Annotated in this window: 16 protein-coding genes and 1 tRNA gene; 16 read left to right on the top strand and 1 reads right to left on the bottom strand. The window is 46.8% G+C overall.

The window, feature by feature from the left end:
• On the top strand, nucleotides 1-257 hold a 257-nt coding region (locus tag B147_RS32345; RefSeq protein ID WP_083927826.1), incomplete at its 5' end, for a hypothetical protein.
• Nucleotides 236-604, top strand: coding sequence for a tyrosine-type recombinase/integrase (locus B147_RS0106320; RefSeq protein WP_020586383.1), 369 nt, complete (start codon nucleotides 236-238; stop codon nucleotides 602-604). The genes B147_RS32345 and B147_RS0106320, both read left to right, overlap by 22 nt.
• 40 nt (nucleotides 605-644) lie before the next feature.
• Here the strand turns inward: B147_RS0106320 and B147_RS0106325 are convergent.
• Nucleotides 645-721 (bottom strand) — tRNA-Arg (locus B147_RS0106325).
• Between the two features lie 418 nt (nucleotides 722-1139).
• Between B147_RS0106325 and B147_RS0106330 the strand changes: the two genes are divergently transcribed.
• From B147_RS0106330 to B147_RS0106395, 14 genes are all read left to right on the top strand, one after another.
• Complete coding sequence (locus tag B147_RS0106330) at nucleotides 1140-2756, top strand: peptide chain release factor 3 (RefSeq protein WP_020586384.1); 1617 nt, start codon at nucleotides 1140-1142, stop codon at nucleotides 2754-2756.
• A 119-nt stretch (nucleotides 2757-2875) separates the two neighbouring features.
• Nucleotides 2876-6466: a DUF3683 domain-containing protein gene (locus B147_RS0106335; RefSeq protein ID WP_020586385.1), complete on the top strand. Its 3591-nt coding sequence runs from the start codon at nucleotides 2876-2878 to the stop codon at nucleotides 6464-6466.
• Nucleotide 6467: 1 nt separating this feature from the next.
• Entirely contained in the window at nucleotides 6468-7178 is a 711-nt protein-coding gene (locus tag B147_RS0106340) for a 16S rRNA (uracil(1498)-N(3))-methyltransferase (protein WP_020586386.1), read from the top strand.
• 23 nt (nucleotides 7179-7201) lie between these two features.
• On the top strand, nucleotides 7202-7363 hold the full coding sequence (locus B147_RS32130; protein WP_020586387.1) for a hypothetical protein: 162 nt from the start codon (nucleotides 7202-7204) through the stop codon (nucleotides 7361-7363).
• Nucleotides 7364-7443: 80 nt separating this feature from the next.
• Nucleotides 7444-7935 (top strand): cyclic nucleotide-binding domain-containing protein, encoded by a 492-nt coding sequence (locus B147_RS0106350; RefSeq protein ID WP_020586388.1) that lies wholly within the window; start codon nucleotides 7444-7446, stop codon nucleotides 7933-7935.
• A 131-nt stretch (nucleotides 7936-8066) separates the two neighbouring features.
• Nucleotides 8067-8900 carry a substrate-binding domain-containing protein gene (locus B147_RS0106355; protein WP_245568943.1) on the top strand — a complete coding sequence of 278 codons (834 nt, stop codon included), beginning with the start codon at nucleotides 8067-8069 and terminating at the stop codon, nucleotides 8898-8900.
• A 10-nt stretch (nucleotides 8901-8910) separates the two neighbouring features.
• Complete coding sequence (locus tag B147_RS0106360) at nucleotides 8911-11106, top strand: EAL domain-containing protein (protein ID WP_020586390.1); 2196 nt, start codon at nucleotides 8911-8913, stop codon at nucleotides 11104-11106.
• Nucleotides 11107-11262: 156 nt separating this feature from the next.
• Entirely contained in the window at nucleotides 11263-12093 is an 831-nt protein-coding gene (locus tag B147_RS0106365) for a rhodanese-like domain-containing protein (RefSeq protein ID WP_020586391.1), read from the top strand.
• Between the two features lie 57 nt (nucleotides 12094-12150).
• The gene (locus tag B147_RS0106370) at nucleotides 12151-12594 is read left to right on the top strand and encodes a Fur family transcriptional regulator (protein WP_020586392.1); all 444 of its coding nucleotides are present in this window, start codon (nucleotides 12151-12153) and stop codon (nucleotides 12592-12594) included.
• A 253-nt stretch (nucleotides 12595-12847) separates the two neighbouring features.
• Nucleotides 12848-15061, top strand: coding sequence for a catalase/peroxidase HPI (katG, locus tag B147_RS0106375; RefSeq protein ID WP_020586393.1), 2214 nt, complete (start codon nucleotides 12848-12850; stop codon nucleotides 15059-15061).
• Nucleotides 15062-15290: 229 nt separating this feature from the next.
• Entirely contained in the window at nucleotides 15291-16340 is a 1050-nt protein-coding gene (locus tag B147_RS0106380) for a porin family protein (protein WP_020586394.1), read from the top strand.
• Between the two features lie 376 nt (nucleotides 16341-16716).
• Nucleotides 16717-17058 carry a hypothetical protein gene (locus B147_RS0106385; protein ID WP_020586395.1) on the top strand — a complete coding sequence of 114 codons (342 nt, stop codon included), beginning with the start codon at nucleotides 16717-16719 and terminating at the stop codon, nucleotides 17056-17058.
• A gap of 100 nt (nucleotides 17059-17158) precedes the next feature.
• Complete coding sequence (gene tdh / locus B147_RS0106390; RefSeq protein WP_020586396.1) at nucleotides 17159-18208, top strand: L-threonine 3-dehydrogenase; 1050 nt, start codon at nucleotides 17159-17161, stop codon at nucleotides 18206-18208.
• A 109-nt stretch (nucleotides 18209-18317) separates the two neighbouring features.
• Complete coding sequence (locus B147_RS0106395; RefSeq protein ID WP_020586397.1) at nucleotides 18318-19544, top strand: aminotransferase class I/II-fold pyridoxal phosphate-dependent enzyme; 1227 nt, start codon at nucleotides 18318-18320, stop codon at nucleotides 19542-19544.
• Nucleotides 19545-19579: the final 35 nt, after the last annotated feature.

Below are 19579 nucleotides of genomic sequence, written 5' to 3' on the forward strand. Positions count from 1 at the left end.
TGATGCAGCGGATGGACCGTCATTTATTCAGTACCAAGTATTTTCATGGCACTATGAAATCTGCCAATCTTAGCATACGTGCCTGGGCTCTTATCCAAAATTTTGCTCCACTCAATCCATGGACAGTAAAGCAAAAAGGCTATGTAAGTTCTTTTGAAAGAGTTAACGAATTTAAGTACCACGAAAATTGGCTTCATAATCTTTTAATTTCGGGTTCATTGGGAGGCTTACGGACATGTCCCCAAAATCCGTTATAATCAGAAGGGATCAAGATAAACCTTGGGTATTCTGGCACCGATATTGGAGTGAGAAAGTCGGTGATTGGGTTTCAGGTCCGTACATTGATCGCAAAAAAATAATGACAACCCTATGTGCAAAAGCTGGGGTGAAATATTTTAGATACCACGCATTACGGCACTTTGGGGCTTCGATGCTGGATCATGACAAAGTACCCATTGGAACAGTGCAACGTATCCTTGGGCATGAAAACCGCCTGACTACAGAAATTTATCTTCATTCGATTGGTGATGGAGAGCGGGCCGCTGTGAATTGTTTGGATCAGAGTTTTGGTGAATTTTCTCACACAGAGTCTCACACAAAATAAAAAAGGCTTTCGGCTAAAAGCTGAAAACCCTTGGTGTTAGTGGTGCGCCCGACAGGATTCGAACCTGTGGCCTACGGATTAGAAGTCCGTTGCTCTATCCAGCTGAGCTACGGGCGCAACAGAAAAATTTTTTACCAAAACCATGGGGTTTTGGCAAGATAAAAAATGGTTATGGATGCATTTTTTTTATTTTCAAGTGAGTTTCAAATAATGCTTCATCAAAGAAACTAAAAATATGGGAAATTTTCAGCAATAGAGATTTTTTAGCCGGTGCTTTACATTTGAAAGATTGGCTTGGCCGCCTGTTATTTTGAGATAGGTTGGATCCAACGCGATAATTATACAAGGGCACCCAACTCAGGTGGATAGTAGCTATTCGGATTTTATCCCTGCTGTTTTCATGTGATGTTAAATTATTATTGTGCTACAAAACGTATAAAGGGTTGATTCTATGCTAAAAAGCTGTTAGATTTCCACCCTTAATTTTACTATTTCAAGGCCTTCTGCATGAATCGGGCAGGTTAAAGAGACATCAATGACAAACCCCACAAACAAGATATTAGATAAGACACTATTACCGGAAATAAAAAAACGCAGAACATTCGGCATTATAAGCCATCCTGATGCCGGCAAAACAACATTGACTGAGAAGTTGCTGTTGTTCGGCGGTGCAATCCAGCAGGCCGGTGCCGTAAAATCCAGAAAAGCGGCCAGGGCCGCCACATCGGACTTTTTATCCATTGAGCAGGAAAGAGGTATTTCCGTATCGTCTTCCGTGATGAAGTTTAACTATAAGGACTATGAAATCAATCTTCTGGATACCCCGGGACATAAGGATTTCAGTGAGGATACCTATCGGGTGCTCACTGCGGTTGACTGTGCCGTGATGATCATTGATTCTGCCAAGGGGGTGGAACCCCAGACCCAGAAGCTAATGGAGGTATGCCGGATGCGTAACACGCCTATCATCACCTTTATTAATAAACTCGACCGAGAGGGGCTTGAGCCCCTTGATATTTTCCAGGACATTGAGGATAAACTACAGATCGAGTGCGTTCCTTTAACCTGGCCCATCGGCATGGGAAAACGGTTTAAAGGAGTGTATAATCTGGAAGAACAGCAGTTGGGGATTTTCACACCGGGATACACCCCTAAAAATGACGATGGGGTATTGATTGAGGATCTTGATGACCCCTTGCTGACTGAAATGATCGGCCAGAGCCCGGCGGATCAGCTGCGCGAGGATGTGGAACTGCTTTCCGTGGCTGCAGAACCATTTGATCTTGACCTTTACCTCAATGGCACCCAGACCCCGGTATTTTTCGGTTCAGCAATCAACAATTTTGGGGTCCGTGAGATGCTGGATGCATTTGTCCGAATTGCACCATGCCCCGGGGTCCGGCCCACGGCCTCCCGGGATGTGGATCCTTGTGAAGCGGCGTTTTCTGGATTCACCTTTAAAATTCAGGCCAACATGGATCCTGAGCACAGGGATAGAATCGCTTTTTTCAGGATCTGTTCAGGGAAATTCACCAAAGGCATGAAGGTTAGGCACCACCGCATTGGAAAGGATATCAAAATTGCCAATGCCACCATTTTCATGGCCCAGGAGCGGTCCAATGTGGAAGAGGCATATCCGGGAGATATTATTGGCATCCATAACCACGGCACCATTAAGATCGGAGACACCTTTACCACAAAAGAGCCCTTGAAATTTATAGGCATCCCTAATTTTGCGCCGGAACATTTCAGACGGGTGTTGCTTAAAGATCCTTTAAAAGCCAAGGCGCTGACAAAGGGACTCACACAGCTGGCGGAAGAGGGTACCATCCAGGTATTTCGTCCTTTGCAGGGCAATATGCATATCATAGGTGCTGTTGGTGTACTCCAGTTTGATGTGACCATGGCGCGGCTTAAGGCTGAATACAATGTCAATGCAGGATATGAGACCATTGACCTATCTGTGGCCCGATGGGTGGAATGTGAAAGCGAATCACGGCTCAAGGAGTTTGTCCGGAAAAACGAATCCAGCCTGACCCAGGATGCAGAAGGGCGTTTAACCTTTCTGACTACCAGCGAATACCAGCTTGGATTTACCCGGGAAGAATGGCCGGATATCGAATTCCATAAAACAAGGGAACACAACGAGTAAGTTTGACGAATAGCCATCTTTTTACATTGAAGGCCCAATAAATATTATTTTTGCTATGGGTGAGCCTGGGTATTGATGGTCCGGTTCAGCCTATGGCTGTTATGTGAAGTATAAGTATTATGCGAGATCCTTCTAGGAAAATACCGTTTAATTATACCTCGGCCGAAGACGACCAGATCATTGCCCATTTGTTTGGAAATGAAATCTTAAAAACCATCCATGTCCTGGAAACACTTAAGGGCACAGGTCGATCTTCCCGCCTTCTCCACCGTTTTATGGGGGACCTTTTTGTCATCCGAAGGAATGCCTTTTTGTTCCAGGAACTGGTGGAACATCTCATGCTGAGACGGCGGCTGTTTACCGAATTTGAAAAAGACCTTTTCAATATTGCCGAACATATCGAACACGATGAGGCCCGCATTGTACTTGATGCCTGTAGATCTTCACTTCGGCAGCTTAAAGCCCAGATAAGTGCCGTTGCAAAGGAACAGGCCCGGGTAACACGGCGGCTTTCCCCTGTGGTGGGCAAGACCAACATATGTTTTGATCCCTTTAACATTACTTCCCATGTCACGGACGCCACGGACTGGCGAAGATACGCGCCCGTAGCCGTGCTGCGGCCGGACCGGGAAGACCAGATTCCCAAGCTGGTCAGAGAGTTAAAAAAATTAAAATTTCATATCATTCCAAGGGGCGGGGGTACCGGTCTGACCGGTGGGGCCACGCCCCTGGCACCGGACTGCGTCATGATCAATACGGAGAAATTGAACACAATTTTTCCCGTTGAACATCGCAAAACAAAGGACGGCAGGGCGTATGCCGTGATGCCCATGGAAGCAGGTGTCATCACCCAGGATGCCAAGGATGCGGCGGCTGCCCAGGGGTATATTTTTGCCACGGATCCCACCTCTGCCTGGGCCTGTACCATTGGCGGCAATCTGGCGGAAAACGCCGGCGGAAAAACCGCCGTGCTCTATGGCACTGCCATTGATAATGTCTTGTCTTTCAGAATCACCATGCCCGACGGCCAATTGTTGACAGTGGTACGCAAGGACCATCCTTTACGCAAAATCTTGTACAAGGATACACTTGACTTTGTGGTTAAAGATGAAAACGGGCAAATTCTGGACACCATTAAATTTACCGGGGCGGATGTCCGTAAAAAAGGCCTGGGCAAGGATGTCACCAATAAGGTTTTAGGCGGTCTGCCCGGAGTGCAGAAAGAAGGGTGTGACGGCATTATCACCTGGGCCGAATTTATCCTCTACCCCGAGTTTGCACACAAAGCCACCTGCTGCATTGAATTTTTCGGCAATGACATGACCGAGGCAGGTAAGGTGATTACGGAAATCTGCACCCGGTTTGAGAACAGCGATCCTGCGCTCATGGCCCTGGAACATTTTGACGAAGAATACATCAAGGCCATCAAATACAAGACCAAGCGGTCTGTGGGAGACCGGCTCAAAGCCGTATTACTCATTGACATGGTTTCCAATGACTTGTTCCTTCTTGACCAGGGTATGGGTACAATAGAAACGATCCTTGAACCCTATGACAAGACCGGGCTTTCCATTGCATCGGATAGAAATGAAGCTGCCCGCTACTGGGAAGACCGTAAACGGCTGGGGGCCATTGCCGCCCATACCAATGCATTCAAGCTCAACGAAGATATTGTTCTGCCCATTGACAGTCTGGCCGATTTTGTCAGATTTGTTGATGACACCAATCTTGAAGAAAAAAAATATACCCAGGGCCGGATTATTCAAGATATCCTGACATATCTGGAGACGGCCATCCCCCTTTCCGATCCCGAGTGGCTGGGGAAAAAAGTAGGGAGGATCAAGGATCTTGCCTACGGCATCCGCAAAAAGCTTGATATTGCGTCACGGGACGCCCTGGAAGCCTTTATTCACACCAAAAATTTCCACAGCCAAATCAAGGACCATCTGCGCGGATACAGCCTGATTCTCTCCAATGTGGAGCACGTTTATAATGATACACTAAGCCGACTGATTGTCATCGCCACCCACATGCATGCCGGGGACGGTAACGTACATGTGAATATCCCGGTGTTTTCCAATGACAAGGAGATGCTTGCCCGGGCCCACATGACCGCTGACAAGGTTATGGCAAAAGCTGTGGCCCTTGACGGTGTGGTTTCCGGTGAGCACGGTATCGGCGTTACCAAATTCAAATACCTGGATAAAGATCAGGTGCGCCGATTTGAGGCATACCGCAAGAAAGTGGATCCCAACGGATTGATGAACCCGGGGAAGCTGTCCGAGCCGGATATTTTGAACAAGGTGTTCACCCCGTCGTTCAATCTTCTGAAACTTGAGGCCCAGATCCTCAAGCATGGATATTTGTCCGATCTTTCGGCAAACATTTCCCATTGTGTCCGGTGCGGGAAATGCAAGCCCCAGTGCCCGGTGTTTTATCCGGCAAGAAACATGTTTTTCCATCCCAGGAATAAAAATCTTGCCTTGGGCGCTTTGATCGAGGCCTTGCTTTACATTACCCAGCGGACCCAGTCCACAAAGTATAAGGTACTGAAAAACCTTGAACAGATTGGCGATCACTGTACCATCTGCCACAAGTGCTTTGACAAGTGCCCGGTAAATATTGATTCCGGGGTTATTTCCATTCAGGAACGTGAAATTCTTAAAAAAATGAATTTCAAGCATACGCCCGTAACCACAAAGTTAACCCTGGGCTATCTGGGGAACCGCAACCAGGCACTGAACCCGATCATTCGAACAGGGCTTCTGACAGCCGGCAGTGCTGTCCAGCGTACGGCAGCGAAATTTGCAAAAACGGCTTCTTTAATACCGGCGTTAAAGGAAACAAAATCGCTGCAATTGCTGCACGCACCAGTGTCCCAACCTGGGTTGAGCACACTTCGGGCGCACCTGCCCTCTGCGGACAGGAACCAGGCCATTTTAATAAATCCCCCCGGAAAAATCCTTTCAACGGTGTTTTATTTTCCAGGATGCGGCAGCGAGCGTATGTTCTCCAATATCTCAAAGGCAAGTATTTTTCTGCTGCTTTCCCAGGGGCACCAGGTGGTGCTTCCCCCGCCATATATGTGCTGCGGATATCCGTTAAAGGTAAATGCCCGGATAAAGGAGGCCCAAAAGGTCTCTCTTGAGAACAGCATTATCATGACCCAGATCCGGGACATGTTCAATGATCTTGATTTTTCCGGCTGTATTGTCTCCTGCGGCACCTGCATGGATTCTTTGTCCGATATGGGTATAACAGACCTGTTTGATGCAAATCTGTATGATATTTCAGGCTATCTGTTTGAAAATGGTCTGACAACAGCGGAGCCCCAAACCTGCCTTTACCACGCCCCCTGCCATGACAGTTTGAAGGGCACGGCAATAATACAGCTGACCAAGGCAGGTATAGATGCCCGTACCGTGCCGTACTGCTGTTCCGAAGCCGGAACCATGGCCCTGTCCAGGCCGGATATCAGCTACAACATGTTTTTAAGGAAACAGGATGCCGTTGAACAGGCGCGTCAGGGCCTTGATACGGCAAAGCCAAGGATATTGACCAACTGCCCGTCCTGTGTCCAGGGATTAGGCCGCCAGAACCAGGTTACCGCTGTGCATATGGCTGTGGAACTGGCACGGCTTACGGGCGGTGCTGGTTGGATGAAGCAGTTCCGGGCGTTGATTAAAAACATGGAAATCGTAACCTTTTGACATGAACCTTATCCTGTTGGAAGACCATGATTTCATAACTCCGGGCCGGGTTCGGCTCCAGGATGACCGGTGCAGACATATCATCCGGGTGCTCAGGGCAAAGCCCGGTGATACCCTTGTCTGCGGAAAGAAAAATGCAAAAATGGGCACGGGGCGAATCATGTCGATGGATGGGCAATCCATTGACATTCAGGTTTGTCTTGACCAGGACCCGCCGCCTCCATTGCCCCTGACCCTGGTGCTGGCGCTGCCCCGTCCCAAAATGCTCAAACGAATTCTTCAAAGCCTTGCAAGCTTAGGCGCAAAAAAAATTTTTCTGATCAATTCCCGGCGGGTGGAGAAAAGTTTTTGGAGTTCAGGTGTATTATCTGAATTCGATATCCAGCGTCATCTTGACTTAGGTCTTTGCCAGGCCAGGGATACCCTTGAGCCCCGGGTACACCTGAAACGTTTTTTTTCTCCCTTTGTTAAAGAGGAGCTGCCGGAACTGAGTAGAAACAAAAACAAAATCCTTGCCCATCCCAAAGCGCAAACTTCTTGTCCGGTAGGGCTTAATTCCGAGACCGTGCTTGTGGTCGGACCGGAAGGCGGATTTATTGATCTCGAAGTCCAGACCCTTATGGACCAAGGTTTTGAACCCATGACCATGGGGGGACGAATTTTACGGGTGGAAACTGCCGTCACCGCGTTGGTTTCCAGGCTATTTGCTTAAAATGCAGTATGTTGGAGATAAAAATGGATAAAAAAACAGAAAAAATGAGACAAGAGGCATATGAAAGCCTGCCGCCTATCATCAAAGACAGTCTGACCCCTGAAGAAAAGGAACTATTTTTAACCGCAGAACAATGGCCTGACAGCCTTTTTACCAAGCTGGATGAATTTATTACTGAAGAATAGGTCTTCGCCGATTCATTGACATCAGTTGATCAAAAATTTATATTGAATTAATTCAATCTTCAAATGATCGGAAAAAAGTCATGAAGTCAAATAATCGGCAAAAGGCAGAAGACTCTCATCTGAAAAAATATGCCAAATATGCCCATGTACTCCAGAAGACAAAATGGGCCAGGGAGTTCTCCTGGGAGCACATCCAGAAAATATGCTTCTATATTGAACCGGTAATTGCTAAACCGGGAGCCATCGTATTCAAAGAGGGGGATACGGACAAAAGCCTGGGAATTATTGTCAAGGGTGCCATTGATATTCTCAAGGAGAATACAAGGGTCAGCACCCTGACCAGCTCCCAGACCTTTGGGGAAATGGCTCTGATCGACGGTGAGCCACGATCCGCATCCGGTATTGCCGTGAAAGAAACCGTAATTTTTTTCATGACCCAGGAGAATTTGATTCTCCTGACCCGGGATGACCCGGAATTAGGTGTTCAACTGATGTGGAAAATCTCCAAGCTCATCAGTCAGCGGTTACGCCAGACCACGGGCATGCTTGTTGATTATATGGGAGAATATTAACTCCCGACATTTCATGAAAATAAGCCAATTTCCCATGCGAATGCTCTGTGTCCATACTTTAAAAATCTTTTAAATTAATTCAGTTTGCGTTATAGTTTCGTTTTTATCTATTTATAGAAAAAACGGAAAACATGATGCTTCATTCAACAAAGAAAAACAGCTTTCTGGCGGTATTCGTTTTAACACTTACAATTTTTTATTTCACATCAACTGCCTGTTCAGCAGCCATAATAATAGGCGGTACCGGTAATGCCCTTGGTACAATGAGGTGGCTTGCCGAAGCATACCAAAAAATCAATCCCGAAACTCAAATTAAAGTACTGCCAAGTATCGGAAGCAGCGGGGCCATAAAAGCAGTCCCTACAGGTCGCATTCAGATCGGCCTCAGCGCCCGGCCTTTGAAAGAGGCTGAGTTGGAAAAAGGAATCGTTGCCATTGAATATGCGCGTACACCAACGGTTTTTGCCGTATCAAACAGGGCAAATATTAATACCGTAACACAAGCACAACTGGTGGATATCTATAAGGGTGTCTTAAAACAATGGCCGGACGGATCTACCATTCGTCCCATTATCCGCCAGGCCGGAGACGATAATACCAAACAGATAAAATCCCTTTCTCCTGAACTAAAAGAAGCGGTGGATATTGCCGAAAAGCAGCAGGGATTTCTCTTCGCTTCAACGGATCAAGAAGCGGTGAACAAGATTGAGAACACACCCGGCAGCGTCGGAGTGACATCCCTGGCTTTGATTCTCTCTGAAAAAAGAGATATCCATGCATTAACACTTGACGGCGTGGAACCCAGCATTCAGTCTTGCATTGCCGGTGATTATCCCATTATCAAACGGTTTTATTTCATTCTCCCAATGGAACGCTCTATTCAGGTCAACGCCTTCCTTGATTTTGTTTTCTCTGAAAAAGGCACTGATATTTTAAAAGAAAACGGATGTTATCCGCCTCAATAACATAGAACCTATGAGACCTTCCACCCCGGATAAGCTTGATCAACTGCTCCTTCATTTATCCTTGACCATATCCCTTGTTGTGGTCTTGAGCCTCCCGGCGGTTTCCGCCTTTGTTGCATACAGTGATTTATCAAAAGAAATCACTTTCAAGGCTCGAATTAAAGCCAATGCGCAAAAGGAAATGATCTCAACACTTCCCCAAACATGGATGTTTGCAGAGAACCGCATGCAGGGAATCCTTGCCCGGGAACCCGTTTTATTGGAAAACGAGTATGTCCAGATTTTCGATTATCAAGGAAATGAACTGACTTCGGCCGGAGAGGCTATAGATGGCCTTTTTATACATCGAAGCTACCCACTCTATGATGTAAATCAGATCATGGGAAAGGTTGTTGTGAGTGCGAGCCTTTCCCATGTTATTCACAACACTTTGATCAGCAGTGTGTTGGGATTGGTTGTGGGCGCTTTAGTTATGCTGGTGCTCTGGTTTCTCCCGGTCAAGAAACTTCGACAGATTTCCGCTGAATTGTATGAAGAGAAACAACAGGCAGAGGCCACACTTCAGTCCATTCACGACGGGGTGTTACGTACGGATAAAAAAGGGCGCCTTGTTTATCTTAACCCTGCTGCAGAGAAACTGATTGGCCGTTCATTCGGAGAATTAAACGGGAAAGCCGTATCTGAAATTTTGACACTGATTGAGGACCAAACCAATTCAAAGATTGAAAGTGCACTCTATAAGGCAATTCATGAAAAAGAACAGGCTTCCTGCCAAGGGCATTGCTCTCTGATTTCCCATGACAACCGGACAATAGCTGTGGAAGAGCGGGCCGTTCCCTTACTGGATAACAGTGGAAAATTGATTGGCGGTGTTCTCTGTCTAAGCGATGTCACTATTTTTCGTAAACGACTGAAACAACAATCCTGGCAGGCATCCCATGATGCATTGACCGGACTGATTAATCGCCGTGAATTTGAGGAAAGGGTTGCAAAGGCAATCGACCGGGCTCAAGTTGAGGGAAGATATGGCCTGCTCTGTTTTATGGATCTTGACGGATTTAAAATTGTCAATGACACCTCTGGCCATAATGCCGGCGATGAACTGCTTATACAATTAGCACGGCTCATAGGCGCCCAGGTTCGAACCAGCGATTCCCTGGCACGTCTTGGCGGGGATGAATTCGGCCTTCTCCTTGATGGATGCGATGAAGAACGCGGCCGAATAATCGCCAACAGCATTCTTAGCGTCGTAAAAAACTTCCATTTTCTTTATGACGGCAAGACTCATACCGTTGGGATAAGCATCGGCATGACATCCGTCAACAGTAATAGTATTAAGGCCACGGATGTCATTAGAGAGGCTGATTCTGCGTGTTATTTGGCCAAAGACTCCGGTCGCCACCGCCTTTGTATTTTTCAGGACAATAAAACGGCATTGAAAGCCAAGCGCGACGAAGTCAGTTGGGTGGAACGTATGAAATCCGCACTGGAAGAAGATCGTTTCTCTCTTTATCACCAGACCTACCAGACATTAAGCGATCATGCAGGACCCCGGCAGCATCTGGAAATTCTTTTACGGCTGGTGTCTGAGAGTGGGGAAATTATCCCACCGGATCGTTTTTTTCCGGCTGCGGAGCGGTATAACTTAATGCGACAGATTGATCGGTGGGTCATCAATAAAGTTTTTTCAGAATTTCACAATATACGTGTGGGTGACACAGATGCCGGCCTGATAGTAAATATCAATCTTTCCGGGGCTTCAATAAACGCGCCTGAATTATACGATTTCATAAAGACAAAAATGACCGAGCACAACATTGATCCGACATCTATCTGCTTTGAAATAACTGAAACGGTTGCTGTGAGAAATTTTCCTGCGGCAACGGATTTCATAAATAAATGCAAAAAAATTGGTATTCAATTTGCTCTTGACGACTTTGGCATCGGTGCAAGCTCTTTTAATTATGTGAAAAATATGCCCGTTGACTATTTGAAGATTGACGGCAGCTTTGTGAAAAATATTGAACAGGATAACGTGGACAGAGCCATGACTGAAACAATTAATCGAATTGGACATCTCCTGGGGAAAAAGACCATTGCTGAATTCGCGGAAAACAAAACTATAATTGAAATATTAAGTGACATTGGGGTTGATTTTGCACAAGGGTTTGCTGTTTGCAAACCCATGCCCCTGATTAAAACATAGCCCAAGCTTTTTACGGTATGTTTTTTATAAGAAACTCTCTGTAACCCACAGAGATGTTTTAATATTCGTTGTGGGCCGAAGCCTGGGTGTAGATAGACCAAGGACGGCCCGTGGTCGTTGTTGAGTAAAAAAATTTAAATATCCGGTAGGTGGATTATGATAGAAGAAGACGATTTTAAAGAAATATCATTTGAGGATTTTGAGCAGTACCGCGCGGTAAACAAGGAAGCTGATTTTATAGTGGTTGATGTCCGGCAGGAACGTGAATATACAGCCGGGCATGTGCCGGGGGCCAAACTGATCCCCTTGAACACCCTGGGTAATCATCTATCAGATCTTGCTTTGGATAAGGACCTGTTTTTTTACTGTCATAGTGGCGCCCGTTCTGAAGTCGCCGGTATTATGGCTGCAGAAAGCGGCAGGGACGCCGGGAAAACCTACAACATCACAGGTGGATTTCGCTCTTACCAAGGTCATTCGCTGGAAGGCTTTCCCCGGCTGGAGGTATTTGACTATCAGGAAAGCGATGACAAACTGCTTTATCAGGCAATGGAACTGGAAAAAGCTGCAGAACGGTTTTATGAAACCATTCTCTCCTTTGCTCCGGATGAAAGATTTACAGCACCCCTTGAACAACTGGCAAAGGCGGAAATTGCCCATGCCCGGACTATTTATTCATACTGGAAGCAAACCGTTGAAGATCCGTCACCCTTTGAGCCGCTTTATGCGGCGTTGAAAGGTGATATCCTTGAAAATGGCCTGCCTCTTTCAGAAGTGACGGCTGCCTTGCACGCAAACAACGAGATTACATGGACTGATGTCATTGAGATGGCTTTGAGCATTGAAATTCAGGCCTATGATCTTTACCGCACCATGGCAGGCCGCCAGGGAGCCGATGAGGCTCAAGACGCCTTTTTTTCCATTGCCCAGATGGAGAAAGCACATATGAAACTGGTGGCTAAAATGCTTGGGGATAATTCGATTTGATTTACCGGGCATTTAGTGTTACTTGCTGTTCATATTTTTTAATTGGAAGGCCTCTTATTGAACCACGAACAGAATAGATTTGACACCATACTTTGCAAACTAAAAAAGAATGGTCACAAAATAACGCCCCAGCGGATCGCCATTATAAAAATTTTGGCAAAAAGTGTGGGGCATCCCAGTGCTGAAACCATACACGAACAACTTAAAGCAGATTTTCCAACCATGAGTCTTGCAACGGTGTACAGAAATATCAGCGTTATCAAATCCCTTGGTGAGGTGCTTGAACTTGGTTTCCCTGACGGATCCAACCGGTATGACGGGAAGAAACCCTATCCGCATCCCCATATTATCTGTATCAAGTGTGGCAAAATTGTTGATCCTGATCTGGACAGTTTAGACGATATGAAAAATGAGGTTGCCAGGGAGACCCGTTTTAAAATTTTGAATCATCGATTGGATTTTTTCGGCATTTGCAGTGACTGCCAGTCCAAAGAAGAATAAATTGAAATTCCCCGTTTTTTTGCTGTAACCTGTTTAAAGATAGGCGTCTGACAGCAATATTTTTTTCTATTTTGAATCGCTTATAAAAGCCTGTTTGAAATTATTATTGGATTTTTCAACTTTTGAATTACCTTATTAAATGATAATAGTTATTATTTAATAGTTGTTATCGAAAAGTGACCCCAAAATAACAGGGCTGTTTTTCAACAGCCGAGTCCTTATGTAACGTACATTATTTAAAGGAGATTCTGTTATGAATGAAAAAGGAAAATGCCCGGTTACCGGTAATAAAAGTTTAGGAAGGTCGAAAAGCAAGGGAATGTCCAATCGTGACTGGTGGCCCAATCAGTTAAATTTGAAAATACTTCACCAGCATGACCGGAAAAGCAATCCCCTGGGGGATTTGTTTAACTATAAGGACGCATTTGAAAAACTTGATCTTTCAGCCGTAAAAAAAGACCTGTTTGATTTAATGCGCGATTCCCAGGCGTGGTGGCCTGCAGATTACGGGCATTACGGCCCGCTGTTCATCCGGATGGCCTGGCACAGCGCCGGTACATATCGTACCATGGACGGCCGGGGCGGAGCCGGCACCGGCACCCAGCGGTTTGCCCCGTTGAACTCCTGGCCGGATAACGTAAATCTTGATAAGGCCAGAAGATTGTTGTGGCCGGTTAAAAAGAAATATGGCAACAAAATTTCCTGGGCGGATCTCATGGTGCTGGCCGGGACCTGCGCCATTGAATCCATGGGGCTTAAACCCTTTGGATTTGCCGGCGGCCGTGAAGATGTGTGGGAACCTGAAGAGGATATTTACTGGGGGGCAGAGGAGGAGTGGCTGGCCACCAGCGATAAGCCCAAAAGCCGGTATTTCGGGGAACGTGATCTTGAAAATCCTTTGGCTGCCGTACAGATGGGCTTAATCTATGTAAATCCCGAAGGGCCGGACGGCAATCCAGATCCGGTGGCCTCGGGTATTGATGTGCGGGAAACTTTTGCCCGGATGGCCATGAACGATGAAGAGACCGTGGCCCTGGTGGCCGGAGGCCATACATTCGGCAAATGCCACGGGGCTGGTGATGCAGCTCTGGTCGGACCGGAACCAGAGGCGGCCCCGCTTGAAGAGATGGGACTGGGGTGGAAAAGCAGTTTCGGCAGCGGTAAGGGCGGGGATACCATCGGTAGCGGTATCGAAGGCGCCTGGAAGCCCAATCCCACCCAATGGGACATGGGATATTTCAAGGTGCTGTTTAAATACGAGTGGGAACTGGTCAAAAGTCCCGCCGGTGCCTACCAATGGCTGGCAAAGGATGTCGCGGATGAAGATATGGTGGTCGATGCACATGATCCATCCAAAAAGAACCGTCCCATGATGACCACCGCAGACCTGTCCCTGCGATTTGATCCGATTTACGAGCCCATTTCCCGAAACTTTATGGCGCACCCGGAAGCGTTTGCCGATGCCTTTGCCCGGGCCTGGTTCAAGCTCACCCATCGGGATATGGGACCCAAGACCCGGTATCTTGGCCCTGATGTTCCCCAAGAGGATCTCATCTGGCAGGATCCGGTGCCCCAGGCAGACCATGAACTGGTTGACGAAAAAGATATCGCCGAACTCAAACGAAATATCTTGGCCACAGGATTGACCGTGTCCCAGCTGGTTTCTACAGCCTGGGCGTCTGCGTCAACATTTCGCGGCTCGGATAAACGGGGTGGGGCGAACGGGGCTCGCATCCGTTTAGCCCCCCAGAATGGGTGGGCGGTGAATGCGCCGGATCAGCTTACTGTTGTGCTTACAACCCTTGAAGGCGTTCAGCAGGCGTTCAACAACAGCCAAACCGGAGGGAAGAAAGTATCCCTGGCGGATTTGATTGTGCTGGCCGGATGTGCAGGAGTTGAAAAAGCAGCTGTTGATGCCGGATTTAATGTAATCGTGCCGTTCTCTCCGGGACGCACGGATGCCTCAGCAGATCAGACTGATATTGACTCTTTTGCTGTACTCGAACCCATGGCCGACGGATTTCGCAACTATCTTAAGCAAAGATATTCGGTTCCGGCAGAGGAGCTGCTGGTGGATAAAGCCCAATTGCTGACATTGACCGCACCGGAGATGACCGTGCTCATCGGGGGCTTACGCGTTCTGGATGCCAATTTCAAACAGGTTCGGCACGGCGTTTTGACCCGGCATCCCGGCGTTTTGACCAATGATTTTTTCGTGAACCTATTGGACATGGGAACGATATGGGCACCCAGTTCCGATGACGATATGGTGTTTGAAGGCCGAGACCGAACCACCGGTACGCTGAAATGGACCGGTACCCGTGTGGATCTCGTATTTGGTTCAAATTCCCAGCTCCGGGCGTTGTGTGAAGTATATGCCGGCGAAGATGCCCAGGAAAAATTTGTGACAGATTTTATTGCGGCATGGGATAAGGTTATGAATCTTGACCGGTTTGATCTTGCCTGATGCCGACAGGTAATTGGGCACCGGTAAAGGATTATCTCTAAATAAAGCAGCGTTTCGGGCCGCCTCGAAACGCTGCTTTTTTATTTTTGCTATTTAAATTCTATATTTTTCTGTATAAATTCTATATACAGAAACAAAAAGGTTGACAAAAATCTAACAATCATCGTAGGACTCTGAGCCAATCAGGTTTTGTTGTATATTTATAAAATACTCTTAAAGGGAGAAAGAGATGAAAAAGGTTTTTGTAGTTTTGGCGGCAATTGTTTTGATGGCGGGTTCTGCCTATGCATCAACGAACTCAGTAGGATGGAATTTTTATGGGAGTGCCCGTCTGAGCACCTTCTGGTCTAATACTGATGAATCAGGCCCTGACGGCGATTTGCAATATTCCGAAAGCCTTCAGACCAACGCTCGTATCGGTGCAAGGGTTAAAGTGTCTGACGAACTGACAGGGCGTTTTGAATACGGGACTATCGGCGGTGATGCCAATATCCGTTTGCTTTATGGTGAATGGGACTTTGGCTCCGGTAAATTACTAGTGGGCCAGGATTATGCTCCCCTGAGCTGGCTTTGGTCCAATCAGGTCTATGGTGACGATTGCGATTTGTTGGCAGAGGGTGCTGTTTATTCCCACCGCGCACCTCAGCTCCGTCTGACTTTTGGAGACTTTAAAATTGCTATTCTTAACCCGGACGACACTGTAAACAACGACGATGCAGCCTTTAACGGAACCACTCAAGTCCTGATTCCTGCCATTGAAGTGGATTACACCCTGGACCTTGACATGGTTAAACTGGACTTCGGTGCCGGCTACAGTACCTTTGAGGCCACTGTTGGTGGAGACGAAGAGGATATTGATTCCTATGTTCTGGCTTTAGGCGTTCAGTTTGATATGGCGGGTTTTTTCATGAAAGGCGATGTTTACTATGGCCAAAATGCCGGTAACTTAATCTGGATTTCAGTTGACGGCGATCATACCTGGGATGATGGTTTTGCAGAATATTCCAACGGAAAATTTCTTGATAACGAATGTATTGGTTTCATGCTGGTTGCCGGTTATAAAATTAATGACACCTTTACTGTTGAAGCAGGTTACGGCTATAATGAGACCGAACTTGATGACAACGATGATGATCAATCCGCCACATACTATCTTAATACCACCATCAATCTGGCCCCCGGCGTGTTCGTTGTCCCTGAAGTTGGTTTCTTTGACGGCAGAGAAAACGGCGACATTGAAAATTTTTACTGCGGCATGAAATGGCAGATCGACTTCTAATGCGTTGATCATTAAATTGGATACGACGAAACCTGAAGGATTCCGGATTTTTTGCCCATAAAGATATGTTGCAATCTTAAAAAAGCGCCATTTGCTAAAGATAGCAAACCATTCGGGCAATTTCGGGGATGAAGCGTCATCTTCAAGGTGTCAAGGTTACGACTGCAGTCGGCTGCAGTGAAATCTTGTCAACCAAAGAAGATGGCGCTTTTTTATTAACGGCCTGCTCCTGGTCGTAATCTAATCTTGCTGTTGCCTGTATTTTTTAGCCTGGATGTGTGGTCTTTTGTCTTGACACCTACAGGTAGAGGTTTATATGCTTTCTAATAGGGTAGGGGGAATCCAGTCAACTGATATTAAATCAAGGAGCGCTTGTATGGAGATTAAAAAATTTCTTGAACTTAAAGATGCCTTTGAACTGAAGAAATATGTCAGAAACATGGACTTTGATAAAAAAAACTGCTGCTCATTTTATGGATCACCCAAAAAACATCCATATGGAAAAGAACGCGTTATTCTGGTGGCAGACCCATTTGGTGAGCACACCTTTTACTATGATTTTAAACTAAAAGATATTCTATCAATAGAGGAACAACCCCGCATTACAAGTCCTTCAGGGGATTCGATCTCCATGGTCCGGCTCTGGGTAAAAAACGGCAGCATCGGGCTGCAGTGTACCCCGTTTGCCGTGGGACGAACACTTGGAATTGATTACTAGCCTTTTGTCCTTGTCTAACATACAAAACACTGCCATTGACATTTAATACAAAGAACGGCAGGATATAAGAAAACCTTTTAAAAAAAGGATTTTTCTTACCATGAATCCATCTATTCCCAATACCATGAAAGCTTTGGTAAAAGCCTGGCCCAAAGAAGGACTCTGGCTGCAAGAAATACCGGTTCCCGGCATAAATCACAACGAAGTGCTTATCAAAACTTTAAAGACGGCTATTTGCGGCACGGATGTGCATATTTACAACTGGGATCAATGGTCCCAAAAAAATGTTCCCGTGCCCATGCACATTGGACACGAATTTGTGGGAAAAGTTGTTGCTGTAGGTTCCCATGTAAAAGATTGCAAGCCCGGGGATCTGGTTTCCGGAGAAGGCCACATCATCTGCGGCCATTGCAGAAACTGCCTTGCGGGACGCCGTCATCTGTGCCGGGACACAAAAGGCGTGGGTGTTAACCGGGCCGGTGCCTTTGCCGAGTATCTATCCATCCCGGTTACCAATGTGTGGTTTTGCGATAAAAAAATTCCCTTGGACGTTCTGGCTTGTTTTGACCCTTTGGGAAATGCTGTCCATACGGCGTTAACCTTTGACGTTCTTGGCGAAGATGTACTGATCACAGGCGCAGGACCCATAGGATGCATGGCTGCGGCCATCGCAAAACACGCAGGGGCCAGAAACATTGTGGTAACGGACATTAACCCTTTTCGTTTGGGGCTTGCCAAAAAGGCCGGGGCCACCCGGGTCGTAAATCCGGAAAAAGAAAACCTGACCCAGGTTCAAAAAGAACTTGGCATGAAAGAGGGATTTGACGTGGCCATGGAAATGTCCGGCAGCCCTGCAGCGCTTGACTCGATACTGGATAATATGTTTCATGGCGGCAAAATAGCGCTTCTCGGCATTCTGCCCGATCAAATTCCCATGGATTGGAACAAAGTTGTTTTTAATATGCTTACCATCAAAGGGATATATGGCCGGCAGATGTTTGAAACCTGGTATAAAATGACTGCCATGGTTCAAAGCGGCCTTGATATTTCCCCTTTAATTACCCACCGGTTCCATTACACTGAATTTCAAAAAGGATTTGATGTTATGCGGTCTGGACATTCAGGAAAAGTGATACTGGATTGGGAATAACGGCCATGGGCCGACCTGGTCCGTCAACACCCAGGCTCAGCCCACAACGGTGTCGAAAAGTCTGTGTCAGTGACACAGACTTTCTCATAAAACTATAAAAGGTCTTCATATGACAACAGATAAACTGGACAAAAGCCTTCAAACCGAACTTGCCGCTCTGGCCGCTGAAGGCAGGGCAAAAGCCCCGGAAAGAATTATCACGGAATATATCCCCCCAAAAAACGATTCAGGGCCAAGGTACCGGCTTGAAGGATCCGACAAGGAATATATCCGGCTCAATTCAAACTCTTATCTGTCTTTATCCGCCCATCCGGCGCTTATTCAGGCCGCGGACAAAGCAACCCGGCAATTTGGTGTGGGCCCTGGTGCGGTAAGATTCATAGACGGAACATTTAGTTACCATGCTGCACTGGAACAACGAATTGCCGAATTTGTCGGTAAACCCTGTGCAAAAATTTTTAACTCGGCCTATACAGCCAATTGTGGCCTGGCCTTATCCATCTCCAGCGCCGAAACACACTGGATAGGGGATCAGCTCAATCACAATTCCATTATCAGGGCCATGCGTATTTCAAATATCCCTTCCGGTAACAAGGGTATTTTCAAACACAATGACATGGAAGATCTGAAACGCTGCCTTGATGCGGTGGGCCCGGACATCGAACGTGTCGTGGTGATCTTTGACGGTATTTTTTCCATGCGTGGCGATTTTGCCCCCATTGACGAAATTATCAACGTCTGCAAACCCTATGATGATAAGTTCAAGGACGGGGTGATAACTGTGGTGGACGACTCACACGGCATCGGAGCCTATGGCCCAACGGGCCGGGGAACCAGCGAGTATACCGGGGCCAGGCCCGACGTCATTGTCGGCACTTTCGGCAAAGCCTTCGGGGTTAACGGCGGGTTTATTGCAGCAAGTGCTGCTATTATCGAAGCGGTCCGCCAAAAGGCAGATACCTATATCTATACAAATCCATTGAGCGTTGCAGACTGCGCGGCTGCCCTGGCTGCCATTGATATCTGTGACAGTGACCAGGGCCTGGACCTTCTGGATCATTTAGGCACAATCACCACTGCCTTTCGCAACGGCCTAACTAACATGGGGCTTGAATCAATTAAAGGACCCCATCCGGTGGTGCCTCTCTTGGTCAGGGATACCGGCAGAACCCATGATCTTGTAAATTTCCTTTACGAAAACGGTGTGCTGGTGGTGGGCTTAACCTTTCCGGTTGTTCCCAAGGGAGATGAAACCATACGGTTTCAAATTAATGCCTGCCACACCCAAGTTGATATTGACTATGTGCTGGGACTGATCAAGTCTTTTTATGACTGATCGTCAATTTTGTGCCCCCCCCCCTGTGCTTGGAC

The organism is Desulfobacter curvatus DSM 3379 (assembly GCF_000373985.1).
Classification (GTDB): domain Bacteria; phylum Desulfobacterota; class Desulfobacteria; order Desulfobacterales; family Desulfobacteraceae; genus Desulfobacter; species Desulfobacter curvatus.